Origin of the sequence: Ekhidna lutea (assembly GCF_900188325.1) — a bacterium.
GTDB classification, from domain to species: Bacteria; Bacteroidota; Bacteroidia; order Cytophagales; family Cyclobacteriaceae; genus Ekhidna; species Ekhidna lutea.
The window spans coordinates 449,894-465,395 of the sequence record NZ_FZPD01000005.1; the positions used below are offsets into that span (position 1 = coordinate 449,894).

14 protein-coding genes and 1 riboswitch are annotated in these 15,502 nt (G+C 41.8%); of the genes, 8 read left to right on the plus strand and 6 right to left on the minus strand.

Translation table 11 applies throughout. The annotated features are described in order from the left end of the window. A complete protein-coding gene (locus tag CHB71_RS15970; RefSeq protein ID WP_089357936.1) occupies nt 1-2,619 on the minus strand; it encodes an ABC transporter permease in 2,619 nt (872 codons plus the stop codon). Next, nucleotides 2,616-2,942: a PadR family transcriptional regulator gene (locus CHB71_RS15975; RefSeq protein WP_089357937.1), complete on the minus strand. Its 327-nt coding sequence runs from the start codon at nt 2,940-2,942 to the stop codon at nt 2,616-2,618. The genes CHB71_RS15970 and CHB71_RS15975 overlap by 4 nt, the downstream gene beginning before the upstream one ends. A gap of 146 nt (nt 2,943-3,088) precedes the next feature. On the opposite strand from CHB71_RS15975, the gene CHB71_RS15980 reads away from it, so the two are divergent. Further along, nucleotides 3,089-3,298, plus strand: coding sequence for an RNA-binding S4 domain-containing protein (locus CHB71_RS15980; protein WP_089357938.1), 210 nt, complete (start codon nt 3,089-3,091; stop codon nt 3,296-3,298). Here CHB71_RS15980 and CHB71_RS15985 read toward each other — a convergent pair. Next, entirely contained in the window at nt 3,295-3,660 is a 366-nt protein-coding gene (locus tag CHB71_RS15985) for a VOC family protein (protein WP_089357939.1), read from the minus strand. The genes CHB71_RS15980 and CHB71_RS15985 overlap by 4 nt on opposite strands. Before the next feature lie 53 nt (nt 3,661-3,713). Between CHB71_RS15985 and CHB71_RS15990 the strand changes: the two genes are divergently transcribed. Then, nucleotides 3,714-4,343 (plus strand): 2OG-Fe(II) oxygenase, encoded by a 630-nt coding sequence (locus tag CHB71_RS15990; protein ID WP_089357940.1) that lies wholly within the window; start codon nt 3,714-3,716, stop codon nt 4,341-4,343. Nucleotides 4,344-4,526: 183 nt separating this feature from the next. Here the strand turns inward: CHB71_RS15990 and CHB71_RS15995 are convergent, their stop codons facing one another. Continuing rightward, nucleotides 4,527-5,726 (minus strand): BaiN/RdsA family NAD(P)/FAD-dependent oxidoreductase, encoded by a 1,200-nt coding sequence (locus tag CHB71_RS15995; RefSeq protein WP_089357941.1) that lies wholly within the window; start codon nt 5,724-5,726, stop codon nt 4,527-4,529. Nucleotides 5,727-5,786: 60 nt separating this feature from the next. Between CHB71_RS15995 and CHB71_RS16000 the strand changes: the two genes are divergently transcribed. Next, complete coding sequence (locus tag CHB71_RS16000; RefSeq protein ID WP_179213446.1) at nt 5,787-6,593, plus strand: aminotransferase class IV; 807 nt, start codon at nt 5,787-5,789, stop codon at nt 6,591-6,593. Here the strand turns inward: CHB71_RS16000 and CHB71_RS16005 are convergent, their stop codons facing one another. Further along, the gene (locus tag CHB71_RS16005) at nt 6,594-8,960 is read right to left on the minus strand and encodes an ABC transporter permease (RefSeq protein ID WP_089357943.1); all 2,367 of its coding nucleotides are present in this window, start codon (nt 8,958-8,960) and stop codon (nt 6,594-6,596) included. 176 nt (nt 8,961-9,136) lie between these two features. Further along, nucleotides 9,137-9,237, plus strand: a riboswitch (SAM riboswitch). 149 nt (nt 9,238-9,386) lie between these two features. Here CHB71_RS16005 and CHB71_RS16010 point away from each other — a divergent pair. The 5 genes from CHB71_RS16010 to CHB71_RS16030 all read left to right on the plus strand — a co-directional run bounded on the left by CHB71_RS16010 (nt 9,387) and on the right by CHB71_RS16030 (nt 14,884). Continuing rightward, nucleotides 9,387-10,595 carry a trans-sulfuration enzyme family protein gene (locus CHB71_RS16010; RefSeq protein WP_089357944.1) on the plus strand — a complete coding sequence of 403 codons (1,209 nt, stop codon included), beginning with the start codon at nt 9,387-9,389 and terminating at the stop codon, nt 10,593-10,595. A 162-nt stretch (nt 10,596-10,757) separates the two neighbouring features. Continuing rightward, nucleotides 10,758-12,881: a nitrite/sulfite reductase gene (locus CHB71_RS16015; RefSeq protein ID WP_089357945.1), complete on the plus strand. Its 2,124-nt coding sequence runs from the start codon at nt 10,758-10,760 to the stop codon at nt 12,879-12,881. 2 nt (nt 12,882-12,883) lie between these two features. Further along, entirely contained in the window at nt 12,884-13,636 is a 753-nt protein-coding gene (gene cobA / locus CHB71_RS16020) for a uroporphyrinogen-III C-methyltransferase (RefSeq protein WP_089357946.1), read from the plus strand. Further along, on the plus strand, nt 13,633-14,223 hold the full coding sequence (locus CHB71_RS16025; RefSeq protein ID WP_089357947.1) for a precorrin-2 dehydrogenase/sirohydrochlorin ferrochelatase family protein: 591 nt from the start codon (nt 13,633-13,635) through the stop codon (nt 14,221-14,223). Before cobA ends, CHB71_RS16025 begins: the two co-directional genes overlap by 4 nt. Then, entirely contained in the window at nt 14,213-14,884 is a 672-nt protein-coding gene (locus tag CHB71_RS16030) for a phosphoadenylyl-sulfate reductase (protein ID WP_089357948.1), read from the plus strand. Before CHB71_RS16025 ends, CHB71_RS16030 begins: the two co-directional genes overlap by 11 nt. A gap of 43 nt (nt 14,885-14,927) precedes the next feature. Here the strand turns inward: CHB71_RS16030 and pth are convergent, their stop codons facing one another. Beyond that, nucleotides 14,928-15,485, minus strand: coding sequence for an aminoacyl-tRNA hydrolase (pth, locus tag CHB71_RS16035; RefSeq protein ID WP_089357949.1), 558 nt, complete (start codon nt 15,483-15,485; stop codon nt 14,928-14,930). Nucleotides 15,486-15,502: the final 17 nt, after the last annotated feature.

The following is a 15,502-nucleotide window of genomic DNA, read 5'->3' on the forward strand; positions in this document are numbered from 1 at the left end:
TTATTCGTATCTCAGTTTAGTTGCCGGATTGGCCTTCGTTACTTTGGATGCTTGCCAATAGATGGATGTCAGGCCAACGAGGAATAGAAATAGAACACTTCCGAGTATTTCCAGAATTCCTAGCCCTGTTCCATAGCGGATAAGAAAGTATAACAGGACTTTATCATAAAATATATAAGAGACCGGGATGGCAATGAGTGCCGAGATCATGATCAATTTCAGGAAATCCTTGGTGAGCAGGTAATACAAACTGTAGTTGGTGGCGCCCATGATCTTGCGAACCGCAATCTCCTTGGTTCGGTTTTCGGTTGTATAGGTGACCATTCCCAATAGTCCCAAACATGAAATGGTTATTGCGAGGGTACTCAATACACCAAAAAACTTCATTTGTACCCGAAGAAACCAGTAAGCATCTTCTATATCATCGTCCAGGAATGATGCATGAAAGTTAATTTCCTGGTCTATCCCTTGCCAGATTGCTTCAAGCTCACTAATGGTTCGCTTAATGTTTGATGAGCTCACAGTCAGCAATGCAAAATGACTATTCGCTACAGAATATCGCATCATTAATGGGTTGATAAGCTCGTTGAGCGGCTCGTAATTGAAGTCTTTTAAAATCCCCACAATTCTGCAATTGGTGCCATCAGGGAGTGTAAACCGAAGGGTGTCTTTTTGAATATTGAACACTTTCATTGCTTCAATGAATTGTTCATTAACCAACACAAGCTCTTCATTTTGATTGGATCGTTGCAACGATTCACTCTCTCCCCATTTTAGCTCCATGTTCAGGTTCTCGATGAATTGATCACCAATGAAAACTACATTCGCCTGGATGGTGTCCTGATCATTGGAAGTTACATCTATGAAGCCATTAAGTGAGACACCTGGAAGGCTGGATGCGGTAGTAATTGCTTTTACGTCCGGATGATTGCCAAGCTCGTGGATTGCAACCTGCTTTTCTATTCTTTCAAATGGGATGGATAGAATGTTTTCAGACTGAAACCCATGGTTGGTATTGAGTGCATAGGTATGTTGTCGAGCCATGGCTGCTATGCCGATCACAAACACCAGTGAGAGAAAAAATTGAAAAACGAAAAGTCCCTTTTTGAAACCAGAAACATTGTTCTTTCCATTTTTTATCTCTCCTTTCATAGTTTGAATGGGGTTGAGTTTTGAAAAGTATTGCGCCGGAAAAAGACCTGCCATCAATCCAACCAGGATGGAAAATATCAAAAATGTGAGGATCTGTGCAAGGTTGGGATTGGTGTCCAGCATATCACCACCAATGATCATACCCAAAAACTCTTGCTTCATGGGATAAAGAATTAGCAACGAGCCAGTAAGGGCAATGACAGAAAGTAAGATGGTTTCGATGAGAAATTGCGCTTTGATTTGATGTTTCTCCGCACCCACCACTTTACGTATCCCTATTTCTTTGGCACGCTTTAGGGCGCGGGCTATTGACATGTTCGTATAGTTGAATACCGCAGGTAGAAGTACCAAAAGGCCGATGGTAAGGAAAAACAACATGGAGGGCTCATCCCAGCCGATACCGAGTGCCTGGCTGATATTCCAGCGAGGCACCACTCCCTCCAGATTAATGTATTCAAGCTCAATTTCTCTTTCCGGGTTGAATGAAGCTGCATGTGTAGAGACCTGATTTAATGCTTGTTCTAGGTTGTCTTCTGATTGTTCTTCATCGAGCAGCACATACGCATAATTCCACTTGAAATCGATCCATTCGTTTGCAGCATTGCGAGCTGTCATCTGAGAGTGATTATCAATTGAGCCAAGTATCTGGAAGTAGAAATGTGTTTGTTTAGGGTTTTCCATTACACCTGTTACATTGAACACCCCATAATCTGTTTCCAGGCTTTTGCCAATAGGATCTTCATCTCTGAAAAGTGTTTCGGCTACCTCTTGTGTAAGAACGATGCTGGAGGGGGAGGCCAGGGCTGTTTTCTGGTCGCCTTTGATTAGCTTGAAGCTAAAGACATCCAAAAACGATTGTTCGGTGAAATAACCCTGAAACTTCATCTTGTTGCCGTGGTGGTTTATTTCAGGACTAAAGCCCGGCCGGATGGTTACGGCCTTTTCGACGAATGGATATTGGTCTTCGAGATACTCTCCCATCGCATAGAAAGTGGAGGCAAACGTTCGGCTGTCTTCCTGATCAGCTACATAAGTGTTGATCTGGAAGATTCGCTCTTTATTTTCTTGCCATGAATCAGATTGGTAGATAGCTACAGAAATGGATAGTGCTAAGAGGCAGATCGACATACCCAGTGCCAGACCCAGCATGTTTAACGAGGTGAATAATTTGTGCTTCGAGAAATTTCGAATAGCAATTTTGAAATAGTTTTTGAACATTGCAGTTGAGTTTTTGTGATAGAAAGGGGAGTAGGCGGCTTTTGACTTCCGCTTTTTTAGTCCATAAGAAAAAAGTAGAGAAAGTACCTGATACCAGTATTTGATGCCTGCTTTCAGCTTGCCTGATTGTTCAAGGGTTAGTCCATAGACCTCATCCAGGTCTCCTTGAATGTCTTCCAGGTCTGCCTTTCCAGCATGCCATTTTAGTAGCTTTTCAGCAAGAATAGGTGGGTTTGAAGAGCGTTTCATTTAACAGAAAGGTTGACTTTAGATCCTGCCCAAAGCTGATCTCTGAGCGCTTTCATATTACTGAGTTCAGCTTTGGCGCTATCCGTAATTTCGAAATAGCGCTTGCGTCTGCCGCCCCTCTCGTTGGTAGGCTCACCAAGGTAAGAGGAGATGTATCCTTTTTCTTCCAATCGGGTGAGTGTAGAGTGCAGTGCACCGATACTCAACTTTCGATTGGCTCGTTTAGAAATGTCATTGAGTATAGCTACGCCATACGCATCTTTTGACAGATTGGCGATGGTCAGTAAGACCAGTTCTTCAAATTCACCGATGTATCCTTTCATAGGTTGATTTTAATGTCCATTTCGACAGGCTCAATGTGACAAGTTAGATTACTTTCTACTTTTAAGAATTAATAATACGGCAAGGTTAATAGATATGTTTCTGTTTTTAAGAATAAATATCAGAAAATTGGTTTTAGTTTTGCTTCATGCAAACATTCGAACTGGAAGGACACGACTTTATAGAACTCAATAAACTACTGAAAATCATGCAGTTGGTAGGTTCAGGAGGGGAGGCTAAGCAATTTATTGATGAAGGGCTGGTTCAGGTAAATGGACAGGTTGAAAAGCAACGAAGAAAGAAGCTTCGCAAAGGAGATAAAGTGCTTTTTGAAGGGGGCGAGGTTGTGATAGCCTAGGAATTAAATTCGGCAATATGCCACAGAACTCCGGATGGATCATAAACAAATCCTTCCCGACCCCAATCAAATGAAGTTGGCTCAACCAACTTTACTCCTTTAAATTTTTGATCAAGGTTTTTCGCTTTTAATACTTCCCAATAGTCGGAGAGGTTGTCTACCTGCAATACCAGCATGGAATTTTCAATCCAATCCTTTACAAAGAAATCCTGGAGATAGAATCCAACTTTATTCATATGAAAGAAAGAAAGCTTGGGTGAGGTTATTATTTCATTAAAACCCCATTCTTTATAAAAGTTACGCGATTGCGAATAATCTCGTGCGCCAATAAATGGTCGGATAGACTGGATGGTGGTGTCCATGATAGTTGGTGATAAGTGATGTTCATGTAATTTCGTATACTTTTTTGTGAAAATTGAATTTTTATTCGGTAGAAAAGTGGATTGACTGGGTTGATCAGCTTTCATTAAATGATTATGTCGTTATTGACAATTTTCTCTCACCTGAGTTGTATCAGGCGGTTAGAGGGTTTTTGTTGCAAAAGCTTGAGGTAGATGAATTCAAGCGTGCAGGACTTGGGTCTGCTTTTAATAATCAGAAAGATACTTCCATCCGAGGGGATTTTACCTATTGGCTGGATAAAGACAGGGACACATTGTTGACTCCAGCTTTTGATTTGATCGAAGAAATCAAGTTTGCCCTCAATCGATACTGTTTTCTTAGTTTAACTGGGTATGAATTCCATTTAGCTTGCTATCCTGCGGGGACTTTTTACAAGCGTCATGTAGATCAGTTTCAAGATCGTAGCAACCGAATGATCTCGGTAATTATCTACCTCAATGAAGGATGGAAACAAGGGGATGGGGGAGAACTTAAGATCTACAAAGAAGACGAAGAGCTACTCATTGATCCGATCGCTGGTAGATGTGTCATGTTCAAAAGTGCGGATGTACCCCACGAAGTAATGAAAACGAATGTAGGTCGCTACAGTCTGACAGGTTGGATGCTTTATCAGCCGAGTGGGGTGGGGTATATTTTGGGGTGATGTTTCGAGCTTATAGTTTTTGGAAAGTTTAAAACTTTTCAAAAGGTTAAAAAGGTTAATGAAAACCTTAGTAATCGATCAGAAGTGATTTATCAGATAGATTGACTACCTGTGTCTCTTGCTCCATCAGCTAAAGATAGTTATTTGCAACTTTATGAAAGTTTCAAACTTTCCAAAAGCTCACTAAACACTCTCCGAAATCACCCACCCCGCACTCCAGCAGGCCTGAAAATTGAAACCTCCGGTGAGGGCATCTATGTCCAACACTTCGCCAGCCAGGTAGAGATTTGGAAACCTCCGGCATTCAAATGTGTTCAGATCAACCTCAGACAGCTTTACACCACCAGCCGTTACAAACTCTTCCTTGAATGTACTCTTACCATTCACTTCGTATCGTCCCTGTCCCAGCTCTTCCACCAGCTTATTTATCATTTTTTTTGAGAGTTCTCCGAAAGGGGTTTGGTCACTTACTTCACAATACTGCGTCATTCGTTCCCAGAATCTCTTGGGCAAATCAAATAGCGGGTAGTTGACCACTTTTCGTTTGGGGTTAGACTGTTTGTAGCTGAGGATGTGACTTCTGATATCCTCCGGTTTCATGGCTACAATAAAGTTCACCAAAACCTCAAAGTGATAATTCTTCTTTGCCAGCTCATAAGCACCCCATGCAGAGAGCTTCAGAATGGCAGGCCCACTCAATCCCCAGTGAGTAATGAGCAAAGGTCCTTCCTCGGCGAGCTTTGTTCCGACTACTTTAACAGAGGCTTTTTCAAAGGACACTCCTTGTAAGTCCTGAATTCGTTCATCCTTGATATTGAAGGTAAACAAGGACGGAACTATTTCAGTCATTTCCAGCCCTGCTTCTTCCAACACTTCCCAAGTAGCAGGAGAGGAGCCGGTGGCAACTACCACTTTGTCCGCAAAGATTTCTTGCTTGGAAGTGGTAATCTTCCATTGATTTTCGATTTGTTCCAGTTGGGTTACTCCTTCATTTAAACGGAGAGTTATTTTGTGTTTTTCAGCTGCTTTAACAAAACAATCAATGATGGTTTGAGAGTTATCCGTAACCGGAAACATGCGTTTGTCTGCTTCTGCCTTCGTCTGTACACCATGTTCTTCAAGCCAACTCGTCATGTCTTCAGTAGAAAATGTCTTGAAAAGTGAATGAAGTTTTTTACTTCCCCGGGGATAGAATTTCACTAACTCGGATGGGAGCGACCGCTCATTGGTTACGTTGCATCTGCCTCCTCCTGAGACCTTCACTTTCTGAAGAATCTTTCCTGATTTTTCAAGAATAGAGACCTGATAATTCGGATGCTTTTCAGCAATATTAATGGCGGTAAAGAAACCTGCAGCGCCTCCTCCTATGACGATTACTTTCACATACCAAATAAAGGTAATTGTGGTAAATCGAGATTAAATTCATGGACTTATTTGAAGAATATGGCCTATTGTTATTTCAGCGGAGAAATCGTAGAAGAATCCAAAGCTTTCATTCCAATAAACAACCAAGGGGCACACCGTGGCTTTGGGATGTTTGATTTTTTCAGGGAGCGAGATGGAAAGCTGACTTTTATGGAAGATCACCTGGATCGATTTGAAAACGGGCAGAAGCTTATGAGATTCGATTCAATTATTCCAAAAGATAAAATTCGTGAAGCCGTTCATTCACTGCAGCAGAAAAATCATTTCAACAATTCCGCATTTAAGCTGATGATCCTGGGAGATGGGAGTGATTCGGATGACAGATATACGCCACTCTTCTTCATTCTGCATCTTGATTTAAATAGTCACCAAATGCCGGTATCATCCAATGTAATCACGTATGAGTACCTGCGTGCGTATCCGGAAATCAAATCGATCAATTACCTGACAAGCAATATGTTACATGTCAGGAAAAAAGAGGCTCGTGCTATTGATGTTGTATATCACAAGGATGGGCTAATTAGTGAGGCTTCCAGAAGTAGTGTGTTTATCGTGAAAGATAGCAAAATCATGACCCCAGGGAAACAGATTCTTGACGGAATCACACGCAAACATGTGTTGAGCTTTGCGAATGATATTTCTCCAACCCTGATCACAGATGTTTCATTTCAGGATTTTTTAAATGCTGATGAGGTATTCCTAACCAGCACTTTGAAAGAAGTACTACCCATTGTAAAAATTGATGGACAGAAAGTCGGAGATGGTCAGGTGGGTTCTGTAACTAAAAAGATACAGGAACGATTTACTGACCACCTCCAGGCCTAATCATTCATCTTTCAGGCACTTGGATGGGTTGACATTTGCTGCTCGCAAAGCTTGAGAGCTCACGGTCAGCCAGGCAATCATCAGGGAGATAATGGCAGTTCCCACAAAGATCCAGAAGCTTAAATCAATTTTATAAGCAAAGCTTTCCAGCCATTTATCCATAAAGTAGTAGGAGATCGGGATGGCAATAATGATTGAAATACCTACCAGTCTGGTAAAGTCTTTCGAAAGCATCATAACAATATTTGAAACAGACGCTCCCAATACTTTTCTAATGCCTATTTCTTTAAGTCTTCGCTCTGCTGTGAAAGTGGCTAGTCCGAATAAACCAAGACATGAAATGAGGATGGCGAACCCCGCAAAGTAGGAGGAGAGTGTCCCAATACGTGTTTCTGATTCGTATAATTCCTGATAGCTTTTATCCAAAAATTCATACTCAAAAATGAATCCCGGACAGAAGGTTTCGTATAATTCCTGCACTTTGGTCATGGCAAGTACTTCTTTGCCGGCTTCTAAACGCACAGCGGTATTCCAGGTATTCCCTAACCAAAAGAATGCCGGATCAACCTCACGATGAATTGACTGATAGTGGAAATCCTTTAACACGCCAACGATTTGCAAGTCGTGCTCCTCCCAAAGTTTAATGGTTTCTCCAATAGCTTCCTCCGGTGTAAAACCCATCACTTTTACTGCCGCTTCGTTCATCACAATTTTCGTACTGTCTGCCCCAAATTGCTTATCAAACCATCGCCCAGCGATCAACTCCATCCCCATGGTTTTTTGGAATTCATGATCTACCCGAATGTTCTCGAATAGGATTCGTTCTTCCGGTTGTTTCGTTCGCCAATCCAATCCACTAGTATTGTTCATTTGATGAAGTAGTGTGTGACTGGTGCCAGCTGCAGATGCTACTCCGGGGATTTTTCTTAATTCAGTGAAAAAGGCATCTCTTTTGTCTTGAATCGTACCTTCCTGGCTGAAAAAGACCACATTATCACGATCGTATCCAAGGTTTTTGGTTAGTGCATAGCTGGTTTGCTTATGAATTACAATTACACCCACGATTAAGATGATGGTGATGGTAAACTGAAAGATTACCAGTCCTTTTCTGGCCCAAATTTCACCAGCAGAGCTTTTAATTTCTCCTTTAAGCACTTTCACCGGATTGAAATGGGTGAGATAGAGTGCCGGGTAACTTCCGGCTAAGAAACCAGTCATAATAACCGTTGCAATCGAAAAAGTGATGATCTGAGGGGTCAACTCAAGCGAAATTTCTTTATCGGTAATAAAGTTGAATTGAGGCAAAAGAAGCAACACAAAAAGATATGCCAGTACCATCGAGAAAATGGTGATTAAAAGAGATTCCCCAATGAATTGTTTGATCAACGTTTGTCTATCCGCACCAATGGCTTTTCTTACACCTACTTCATGTGCGCGTTTAGAAGCGCGAGCCGTGGAAAGATTCATAAAATTGATGCAAGCAATGACCAGTATGAAAATGGCAATGATGGAAAAAAGCCTCACATACTCAATCCGACCACCATCCTGGACACCATTGGTGTACTTTCCGTAGAGATACTGCTCTGAATACTTTTTCAAGAATAGATCGACATTGCTATCACCGTCCTCATTTTTACTTTTTACATATCCGGATATCTTTTCGGTAACTGCTTGTTGCTCAGCTCCTTCTTCTAAAATTACATAGGTGTGCGGACCATTGTTTCCCCAGCTTTTCACCCATTCATTATCATCTTTGAAATCTTCAAATGGTAGGACAAAGTCGAATCTGTAAGTGGAGTTTTTGGGGATGTTTTCGAAAACTCCAGTAACAATAAAATCCCGATCGTTTTCGTAGCGTAGTGTTTCACCAACTGCACTCTCTACATCACCAAAGAATTTTTCTGCCAGGTTTCTTGAAATGCAAATGGATGATTTGTCTTTCAAAACATCATCAGGATTTCCGGCCAAAAGTGGATACGTGAAAATGTTGAAATAATCCTCACCAACATGAAAGCTCTCCTCTTTGAAGTACTTATCGTTATTGTAAGTAAGCAATGACTTGCCAACCCAGGTGGTTGTTGCCGCATATTTGATGTCAGGAAAATCAATTTTCAGATTCTCAGCAAGTATTCCAGGAGTAGAATTTGTTGCAAACATTTCATTGGAATAGGTCTGAAATTCCATGACCCGGAAGAGCCGGTCATCCTTTTCGTGAAATTTATTTATGCTCAATTCATCCTGTACCCAGAGGTAGATGAAAAAGGCACAAGTGAGCCCGGTTGTTAGCCCAATAAGGTTAACGAGGGAAGATACTCTGTGACGGAAAAAATTGCGTAGGGTGATTCTAAGGTAATATTTGAGCTTCATGGCAGGCTGTTTAATTAAAGATGACTGAGATAAAGAAAAGTTGCATTTTGATGCTAATTGTACTGTGGTTTTTGACCTGGGTTACAAACTGATGAGAATATTTTTTCTGAAAAAGTTTTTGGAAGTTCGAAAACTTTGATTCAGCTTTGGCCCATCTTTTCAGAAATGAAGAGTAAAATTTATAAAGAAGCACGGAGAGACAGGCTCGTTGATGTGCTAGCAACCTGGTAACCAAACCAAGGTGCTAATTCCTGAACTTTTAAAGTGAATATAAATTATGAAAAACGCACACAAACACTTTCAGGACATCCAATTACTCAACACGCACACAAGATCTATGTGCTGTTGCTGCTGTTAATTTTTAGCCTCTAAACAGAGGTCCGTCCCTACATTTTTCTTTTACCAATTTCTTAAATCCCGTTCAAAATGAATTTTGAAACGCAAGCAATTCGCACACAATTGTCGAATGCTTCTCAGAAGGAGCATTCTGCACCGGTCTATCTTACCAGCTCATTCACCTTCGATAATGCCGAGGAGGCCAGAGCGAAATTTAATGACGAGATTCCTGGGAATATTTACTCCCGTTATTCCAACCCGAACACAGACGAGTTCATTCAGAAACTTTGCCTGCTGGAAGGAGCAGAGGATGGATTAGCTACCGCAACAGGCATGTCCGCGATGTTCACCAGTATGGCTGGATTGCTTCAGCATGGAGATCATGTGTTGGCATCCAGAGCCTTGTTTGGGTCCACTCATCAGCTTTTCACCAAAGTATTTCCAAAGTGGGGCATTGAACATTCCTATTTCAATCTGCATCGACCTGAGAAGTGGGAAAGTCTAATTACTCCGAAGACGAAAATGATTTTTGTGGAGACACCTTCCAATCCGGGATTGGATATTGTGGATCTGGAGTATCTGGGGCAACTGGCTGAAAAGCACAATCTGATTTTGAATGTAGACAATTGCTTTGCAACTCCATACCTACAAAACCCAATTGAATGGGGCGCACACATTGTCACTCATTCTGCAACTAAATTCATCGATGGGCAGGGTAGGACGCTTGGAGGCGCCATTGTTGGAAAAAAGGATTTGATTGAAGAACTGCGATTCTTTGCTCGTCACACAGGGCCAAGTCTTTCACCATTCAATGCCTGGGTCCTGAGTAAAAGCTTAGAGACCTTGGCAGTAAGAATGGAAAAGCATTGTGAAAATGCCTTCAAAATCGCCTCCTACCTGGAAGGTCATGAAGAATTGGAATTGGTGAAGTATCCATTTTTGGAAAGCCATCCACAGTGTGAGCTTGCCAAAAAACAGATGAAGCATGGTGGAGCTATCGTTACATTCATTGTAAAAGGAGGATTGGAAAGAGGAGTAAGATTCCTGGATAGTTTGAATATGCTGAGTCTAACACCCAACCTAGGTGATACACGAACAACCGTTACACATCCGGCGAGTACCACTCATAGTAAACTAACGGAGGAGGAACGTGCAAGTGTTGGAATAGCACCTGGACTGGTTCGAATTTCTGTCGGACTGGAAAATGTAAACGATATCCTGGGTGATATAGAACAAGCATTGCAGGCAAGCAAGGAAAAGACGGTAAACCCACGAATTGAAAATTTGATCAAAGTATGAGGCAACTAAAATCCATTACCAGTTTCTGTTGCATGTGTTTTTACATGCGTATCAATCCTATTGAAATGTCACCTTAAAAGAGATATTTGTAAAATAAAATACAAACCCTGGTGACTGAAGAAGACACCAGGGTTTTTTATTACCTAATAAAAAAAGAAAACTATGTCAACCATATCCATATCAAAAGAAGCACAGGAAGATATCTCAGAGCTAAAATCCAGGATTGGAAATTTTCATCTGGGGCTCATTCCTGAAGAACGATTTAAAGCATTTCGCCTCACACGTGGGGTTTATGGTCAGCGCCAGCAGGGAGTACAAATGTTGAGAATAAAACTTCCTTATGGTAAAATCACACCGGATCAATTACGTGTAGTTGCGGAGATTTCAGATGAATACACCAATGGAAATCTGCATCTTACCACGAGGCAAAACATTCAGTTACATCATATTCCACTGGACGATACTCCTGCTATTTGGAACAAACTAGAGCGTGTGGGAGTCACCTTGCGAGAAGCTTGTGGGAACACTGTAAGGAATGTTACTGCATCGCCAACAGCAGGTATTGATCCTAATGAACCATTTGATGTGACACCCTATGCGGATGCTACATTCAAATATTTCCTCAGAAATCCGGTCTGCCAGGATATGGGTAGAAAAATCAAGATTGCCTTTTCTTCCAGCGATCAGGATGATGCTTTCACATACATTCATGATTTTGGATTTATACCGAAGATAAAAAGTGGAATTCGAGGCTTTAAGGTAGTAGTTGGTGGGGGCCTTGGCGCACAAACCTTCTTCGGCCAGATAGCTTATGAGTTTTTACCCGAGGAGAAGATCATACCATTCGTTGAAGCCGGATTACGCGTTTTTGACCGGCACGGTGAAAGAGAGCGTAGGCACAAAGCACGATTGAAGTTTCTGCTTGATCCGAAAAAAGGAATTGGTTTAGATGAGTTCCTCAGATTGATTGATGAGGAGTATAAGTCTTTACCAAATCAGGTTTACCCGATATCTCACGAGGAAGAAACGTTTCATGCTTTTAAGCGGCCACACGCCAACTTTAAAATAGATGATGTAGATGCATTTAGGAATTGGAAGCGAACCAATGTGACTGAACAGAAGCAAAAAGGATATTACGCTGTAAAAATCAAAGTGCCTCTCGGAAATATCTCATCAACGATTGCGAGGAAGATTGCATTAATTGCTGAAGCTTATGCATCTACAGATATTAGAATCACGATCAATCAGGGGCTACTATTTCGATATGTCAGTGTGGAAAGTTTACCAGCATTATATACGGCACTTGGTGAGTTGGATCTCAATAAACCAGGTTTTGATACGCTGGCCGATGTTACCGCATGCCCGGGGACAGACACCTGCAATTTAGGAGTAACGAATAGTACCCAACTTGCTACGGAGCTGGAAAAGGTTATTCAAACAGAATATGTACACCTTATAGACGAGTCTCAGATCAAGATAAAGATAAGCGGATGTATGAATTCCTGTGGTCAGCACATGATTGCCAATATTGGATTTCATGGAAGCAGTATCAAAAATGGAGATCATGTGGTGCCGGCCATGCAGGTGGTCATTGGAGGAGGTATCGAACCTGACCATCAGGGGTACATCGCAGAGAAAGTGATCAAGCTTCCGACTAAGCGAATTCCTGATGCTGTGCGCATTCTGTTGGATGATTTTGAAGCCAATGCGGAGGAAACCGAATACTTCAATCAATATTTCAGAAGCGAAGGAAAGAAGTATTTCTATGAGTTGCTAAAGCCACTTGCAGATCTTTCCTCCATTCAAAATAATGAATATCTGGATTGGGGAGGAGCGGAGGAGTTTACCCCGGAAGTTGGAGTGGGAGAATGTGCCGGAGTTGTCTTGGATTTGGTCAGTACGATCATCGGTGATGCTAAGGAAAAGATTCAGTACGCTCGAGAAGATTTTGAAAAAGAGAAGTGGGCAAATGCCATCTATCATAGCTACAGTGCTTTTGTGATAGGAGCTAAAGCTTTGCTACTCAGCGAAGATGTTCAGTGCAATACCCATAAAGCCATTATCGAGGATTTTGAGAAGCATTTCGAAAGTCATCCGGAATTGCCAGTAGCAACCCAATTCTCGAAGGAAGTACTTAGAATAAATAGGTATGCGCCTAATGCGGCATTTGCCCGAGTGTATTTGACTGGCGCAGAAGATTTCATCAATCGGATATTGAAGATCAGACGTCAGTCAGAGGAAGGAGCCAATGAAAAATTAGTGGTTAAAGATTATTACAAAGCATAACTATGAGTGAACACAAACTAACATTAGTTGGGACAGGCCCGGGGGATCCGGATCTGATCACCATCAAAGGAGTAAAAGCACTCGAACAAGCAGATGTGGTGCTGTATGATGCATTGGTTTCTCCCGAGTTACTACGGTTTGCTCCTTGTGCGGAGCATATACCTGTTGGCAAGCGAGCAGGGAAAGCAAGCCTTTCTCAGGAAACAATCAACAGCTTAATTGTAGATAAAGCATTGAATAAAGGACATGTCGTGAGGCTAAAGGGCGGAGATCCATTTGTCTTTGGTCGTGGGTTTGAAGAGCTGCAGTATGCAGAGCAACATGGCATAGATACAGAGGTAGTCATCGGGATTAGCAGCATCATGCTGCCAGGGCTTTATGGCATCCCACTTACTTGCCGAGGGGTGAATCAGGGTTTTTCAATCCTGACTGCTACCTCTGCAGATGGTTCTGTTAGTGGGGAAGTGGGAAAAGCGGCCAAAACAGCCTCAACCGCTTTGATATTTATGGGTTTGTCAAAGCTGGATGAGGTAGTTACTCACTATCTAAATGAAGGTCGGGGAGATTTGCCTGTTGCTATCATCAGCAATGGCTCGCTCGCTGAGGCACAGGTGATTGCTGGTACGGTGAATTCGATTGTCGATGAAGCCCGAGATCAAAAGCCAACATCCCCGGCCCTCTTAATTTTTGGAGAAGGTGCAGCTTATGCTGGCCGAACCAATTATCAGACTATTAAAAAAGCGGAAGTAATATGACAACAGGAAATTCTTTATTCCCGGTTTTTATAAAACTGGATCAAATACACACACTTATTGTAGGTGGTGGAAGTGTTGGGCTGGAAAAATTAGATGCCTTGCTTCGAAACGATCACGAAGCTCAGGTGACCATTGTGTCAAAAAAGATAAACAGAGAAATACGCCAGAGGCAAGGATTATCAAGGCAGATCAAATTGATAGAGCGCCCATTCAGAAAAAGTGATTTGAAAGGGAAGGATCTGGTCATTTTGGCTACCGATGATCAAAGACTTCATTCACGGATTAGGTCAATCGCTCGAAAGAAGCATCTATTGATAAATGTGGCAGATACTCCTCACTTATGTGATTTCTATTTAGGATCGACCGTCAAAAAAGGGGATTTAAAAATTGGAATCAGCACGAATGGAAAGTCTCCGACTTTTTCAAAACGATTGAAGGAAGTGTTGAATGAAACATTGCCGGATGAAACGGATTTGCTGCTTCAGAACTTAAAGGTCATTCGTGATCGGTTGAAAGGAGACTTCTCTTTCAAAGTGAAAGCATTAAATGGAATTACGAAATCATTGATTGATAGAAATGAAGTCTAGTAAACAAGAAAATTTGGTTCGGTTAAATGAGCGCTACCATCCCTTAAGTCCGCTTGAGCGGATGGAGCGCCTCTTTTCAGAATTTGATCACGATCGTATTCTAATGACTTCTTCTTTTGGAACCACCTCGGCTATCCTTCTTGATATGATCAGTAAGGTTGCACCGAATCACCCGGTCTACTTGGTCAATACCGGATATTTATTTGAAGAAACACTTCAATACAAAGAGGAGATCAAACAAAAGCTTAGGTTGAATATTGTGGAGGTTGGCGCTCAGGAAAATAAGCATCGGTTCACGCAGGACAATCAAACCTGGAAATACCAAAATGACTTATGCTGCTTTATCAATAAGGTAGATCCGACCGACCAGTTGAAGAAGGGGAAGGATATATGGATTTCGGGACTGCTCAGGTTTCAGAATGCAAACCGCCAACACCTTCGAATCTTCGAACCGAGAGATGAGTTACTCAAATTTCACCCGATCATTGATATGACTCCAGAGGAGGTGAGTTTGTATCACACCATTTATGAGTTACCACAGAACAAACTCTATTATCAGGGGTACGGATCAGTGGGCTGTACGCATTGCACCGAAAAAGGAGACCAGCGAGAGGGGAGGTGGTTAAATCAGGGAAAGACCGAGTGTGGGTTACATTTGTAAGATCAACCCTGTTAGGGTTTTTAACCCTAACAGGGTTGGGAATCTAATTAAAATGATTCATCGTTCGCTCCAATCCGATGGTGCAAAATGATTTGACTGCATCAATGGCTTGATCCATGTTTAAAACCAGCTCATCCATTTCCTGTTTAGAAAAAGGACTAAGGACATAGTCTACTTGCTGACCTTTGTGAAAGTCATCGCCTACTCCAAAGCGCAAACGGGGATAGTTGGCACCCCCTGTCAACTGCTCAATGTTTTTTAAGCCATTGTGACCGCCGGCTGATCCTTTGGGTTTGAGACGGATCTTTCCATAAGGTAAGGCAATGTCATCAGTGATGACCAGCATGTTTTCTTTTGGAATTTTGTGTTCCTGGAGGTAGTGATTTACTGCTTTACCACTGAGGTTCATATAGGTGGTAGGCTTAATCAAATGAAGTGTACGGCCTTTATGCTTTACTTCAGAAGTATAAGCCAACTTATTCATTTCAAACTTTACTCCTTCTTCATCAGCCCATCTATCCAATACAAGAAAACCAATGTTATGACGAGTCAATTCATACTCGGGTCCTATATTTCCCAGTCCTACGATTAAGTACTTCATAATTTAACATGCAAAAA

What these genes read in the sequence shown, in the direction of transcription:
- CHB71_RS15970 (WP_089357936.1), bottom strand. Translation starts at nt 2,619, where the DNA reads ATGAAACGCTCTTCAAACCCACCTATTCTTGCTGAAAAGCTACTAAAA.
- CHB71_RS15975 (WP_089357937.1), bottom strand. Translation starts at nt 2,942, where the DNA reads ATGAAAGGATACATCGGTGAATTTGAAGAACTGGTCTTACTGACCATC.
- CHB71_RS15980 (WP_089357938.1), top strand. Translation starts at nt 3,089, where the DNA reads ATGCAAACATTCGAACTGGAAGGACACGACTTTATAGAACTCAATAAA.
- CHB71_RS15985 (WP_089357939.1), bottom strand. Translation starts at nt 3,660, where the DNA reads ATGGACACCACCATCCAGTCTATCCGACCATTTATTGGCGCACGAGAT.
- CHB71_RS16000 (WP_179213446.1), top strand. Translation starts at nt 5,787, where the DNA reads ATGGCCTATTGTTATTTCAGCGGAGAAATCGTAGAAGAATCCAAAGCT.
- CHB71_RS16005 (WP_089357943.1), bottom strand. Translation starts at nt 8,960, where the DNA reads ATGAAGCTCAAATATTACCTTAGAATCACCCTACGCAATTTTTTCCGT.
- CHB71_RS16010 (WP_089357944.1), top strand. Translation starts at nt 9,387, where the DNA reads ATGAATTTTGAAACGCAAGCAATTCGCACACAATTGTCGAATGCTTCT.
- CHB71_RS16015 (WP_089357945.1), top strand. Translation starts at nt 10,758, where the DNA reads ATGTCAACCATATCCATATCAAAAGAAGCACAGGAAGATATCTCAGAG.
- cobA (WP_089357946.1), top strand. Translation starts at nt 12,884, where the DNA reads ATGAGTGAACACAAACTAACATTAGTTGGGACAGGCCCGGGGGATCCG.
- CHB71_RS16025 (WP_089357947.1), top strand. Translation starts at nt 13,633, where the DNA reads ATGACAACAGGAAATTCTTTATTCCCGGTTTTTATAAAACTGGATCAA.
- CHB71_RS16030 (WP_089357948.1), top strand. Translation starts at nt 14,213, where the DNA reads ATGAAGTCTAGTAAACAAGAAAATTTGGTTCGGTTAAATGAGCGCTAC.
- pth (WP_089357949.1), bottom strand. Translation starts at nt 15,485, where the DNA reads ATGAAGTACTTAATCGTAGGACTGGGAAATATAGGACCCGAGTATGAA.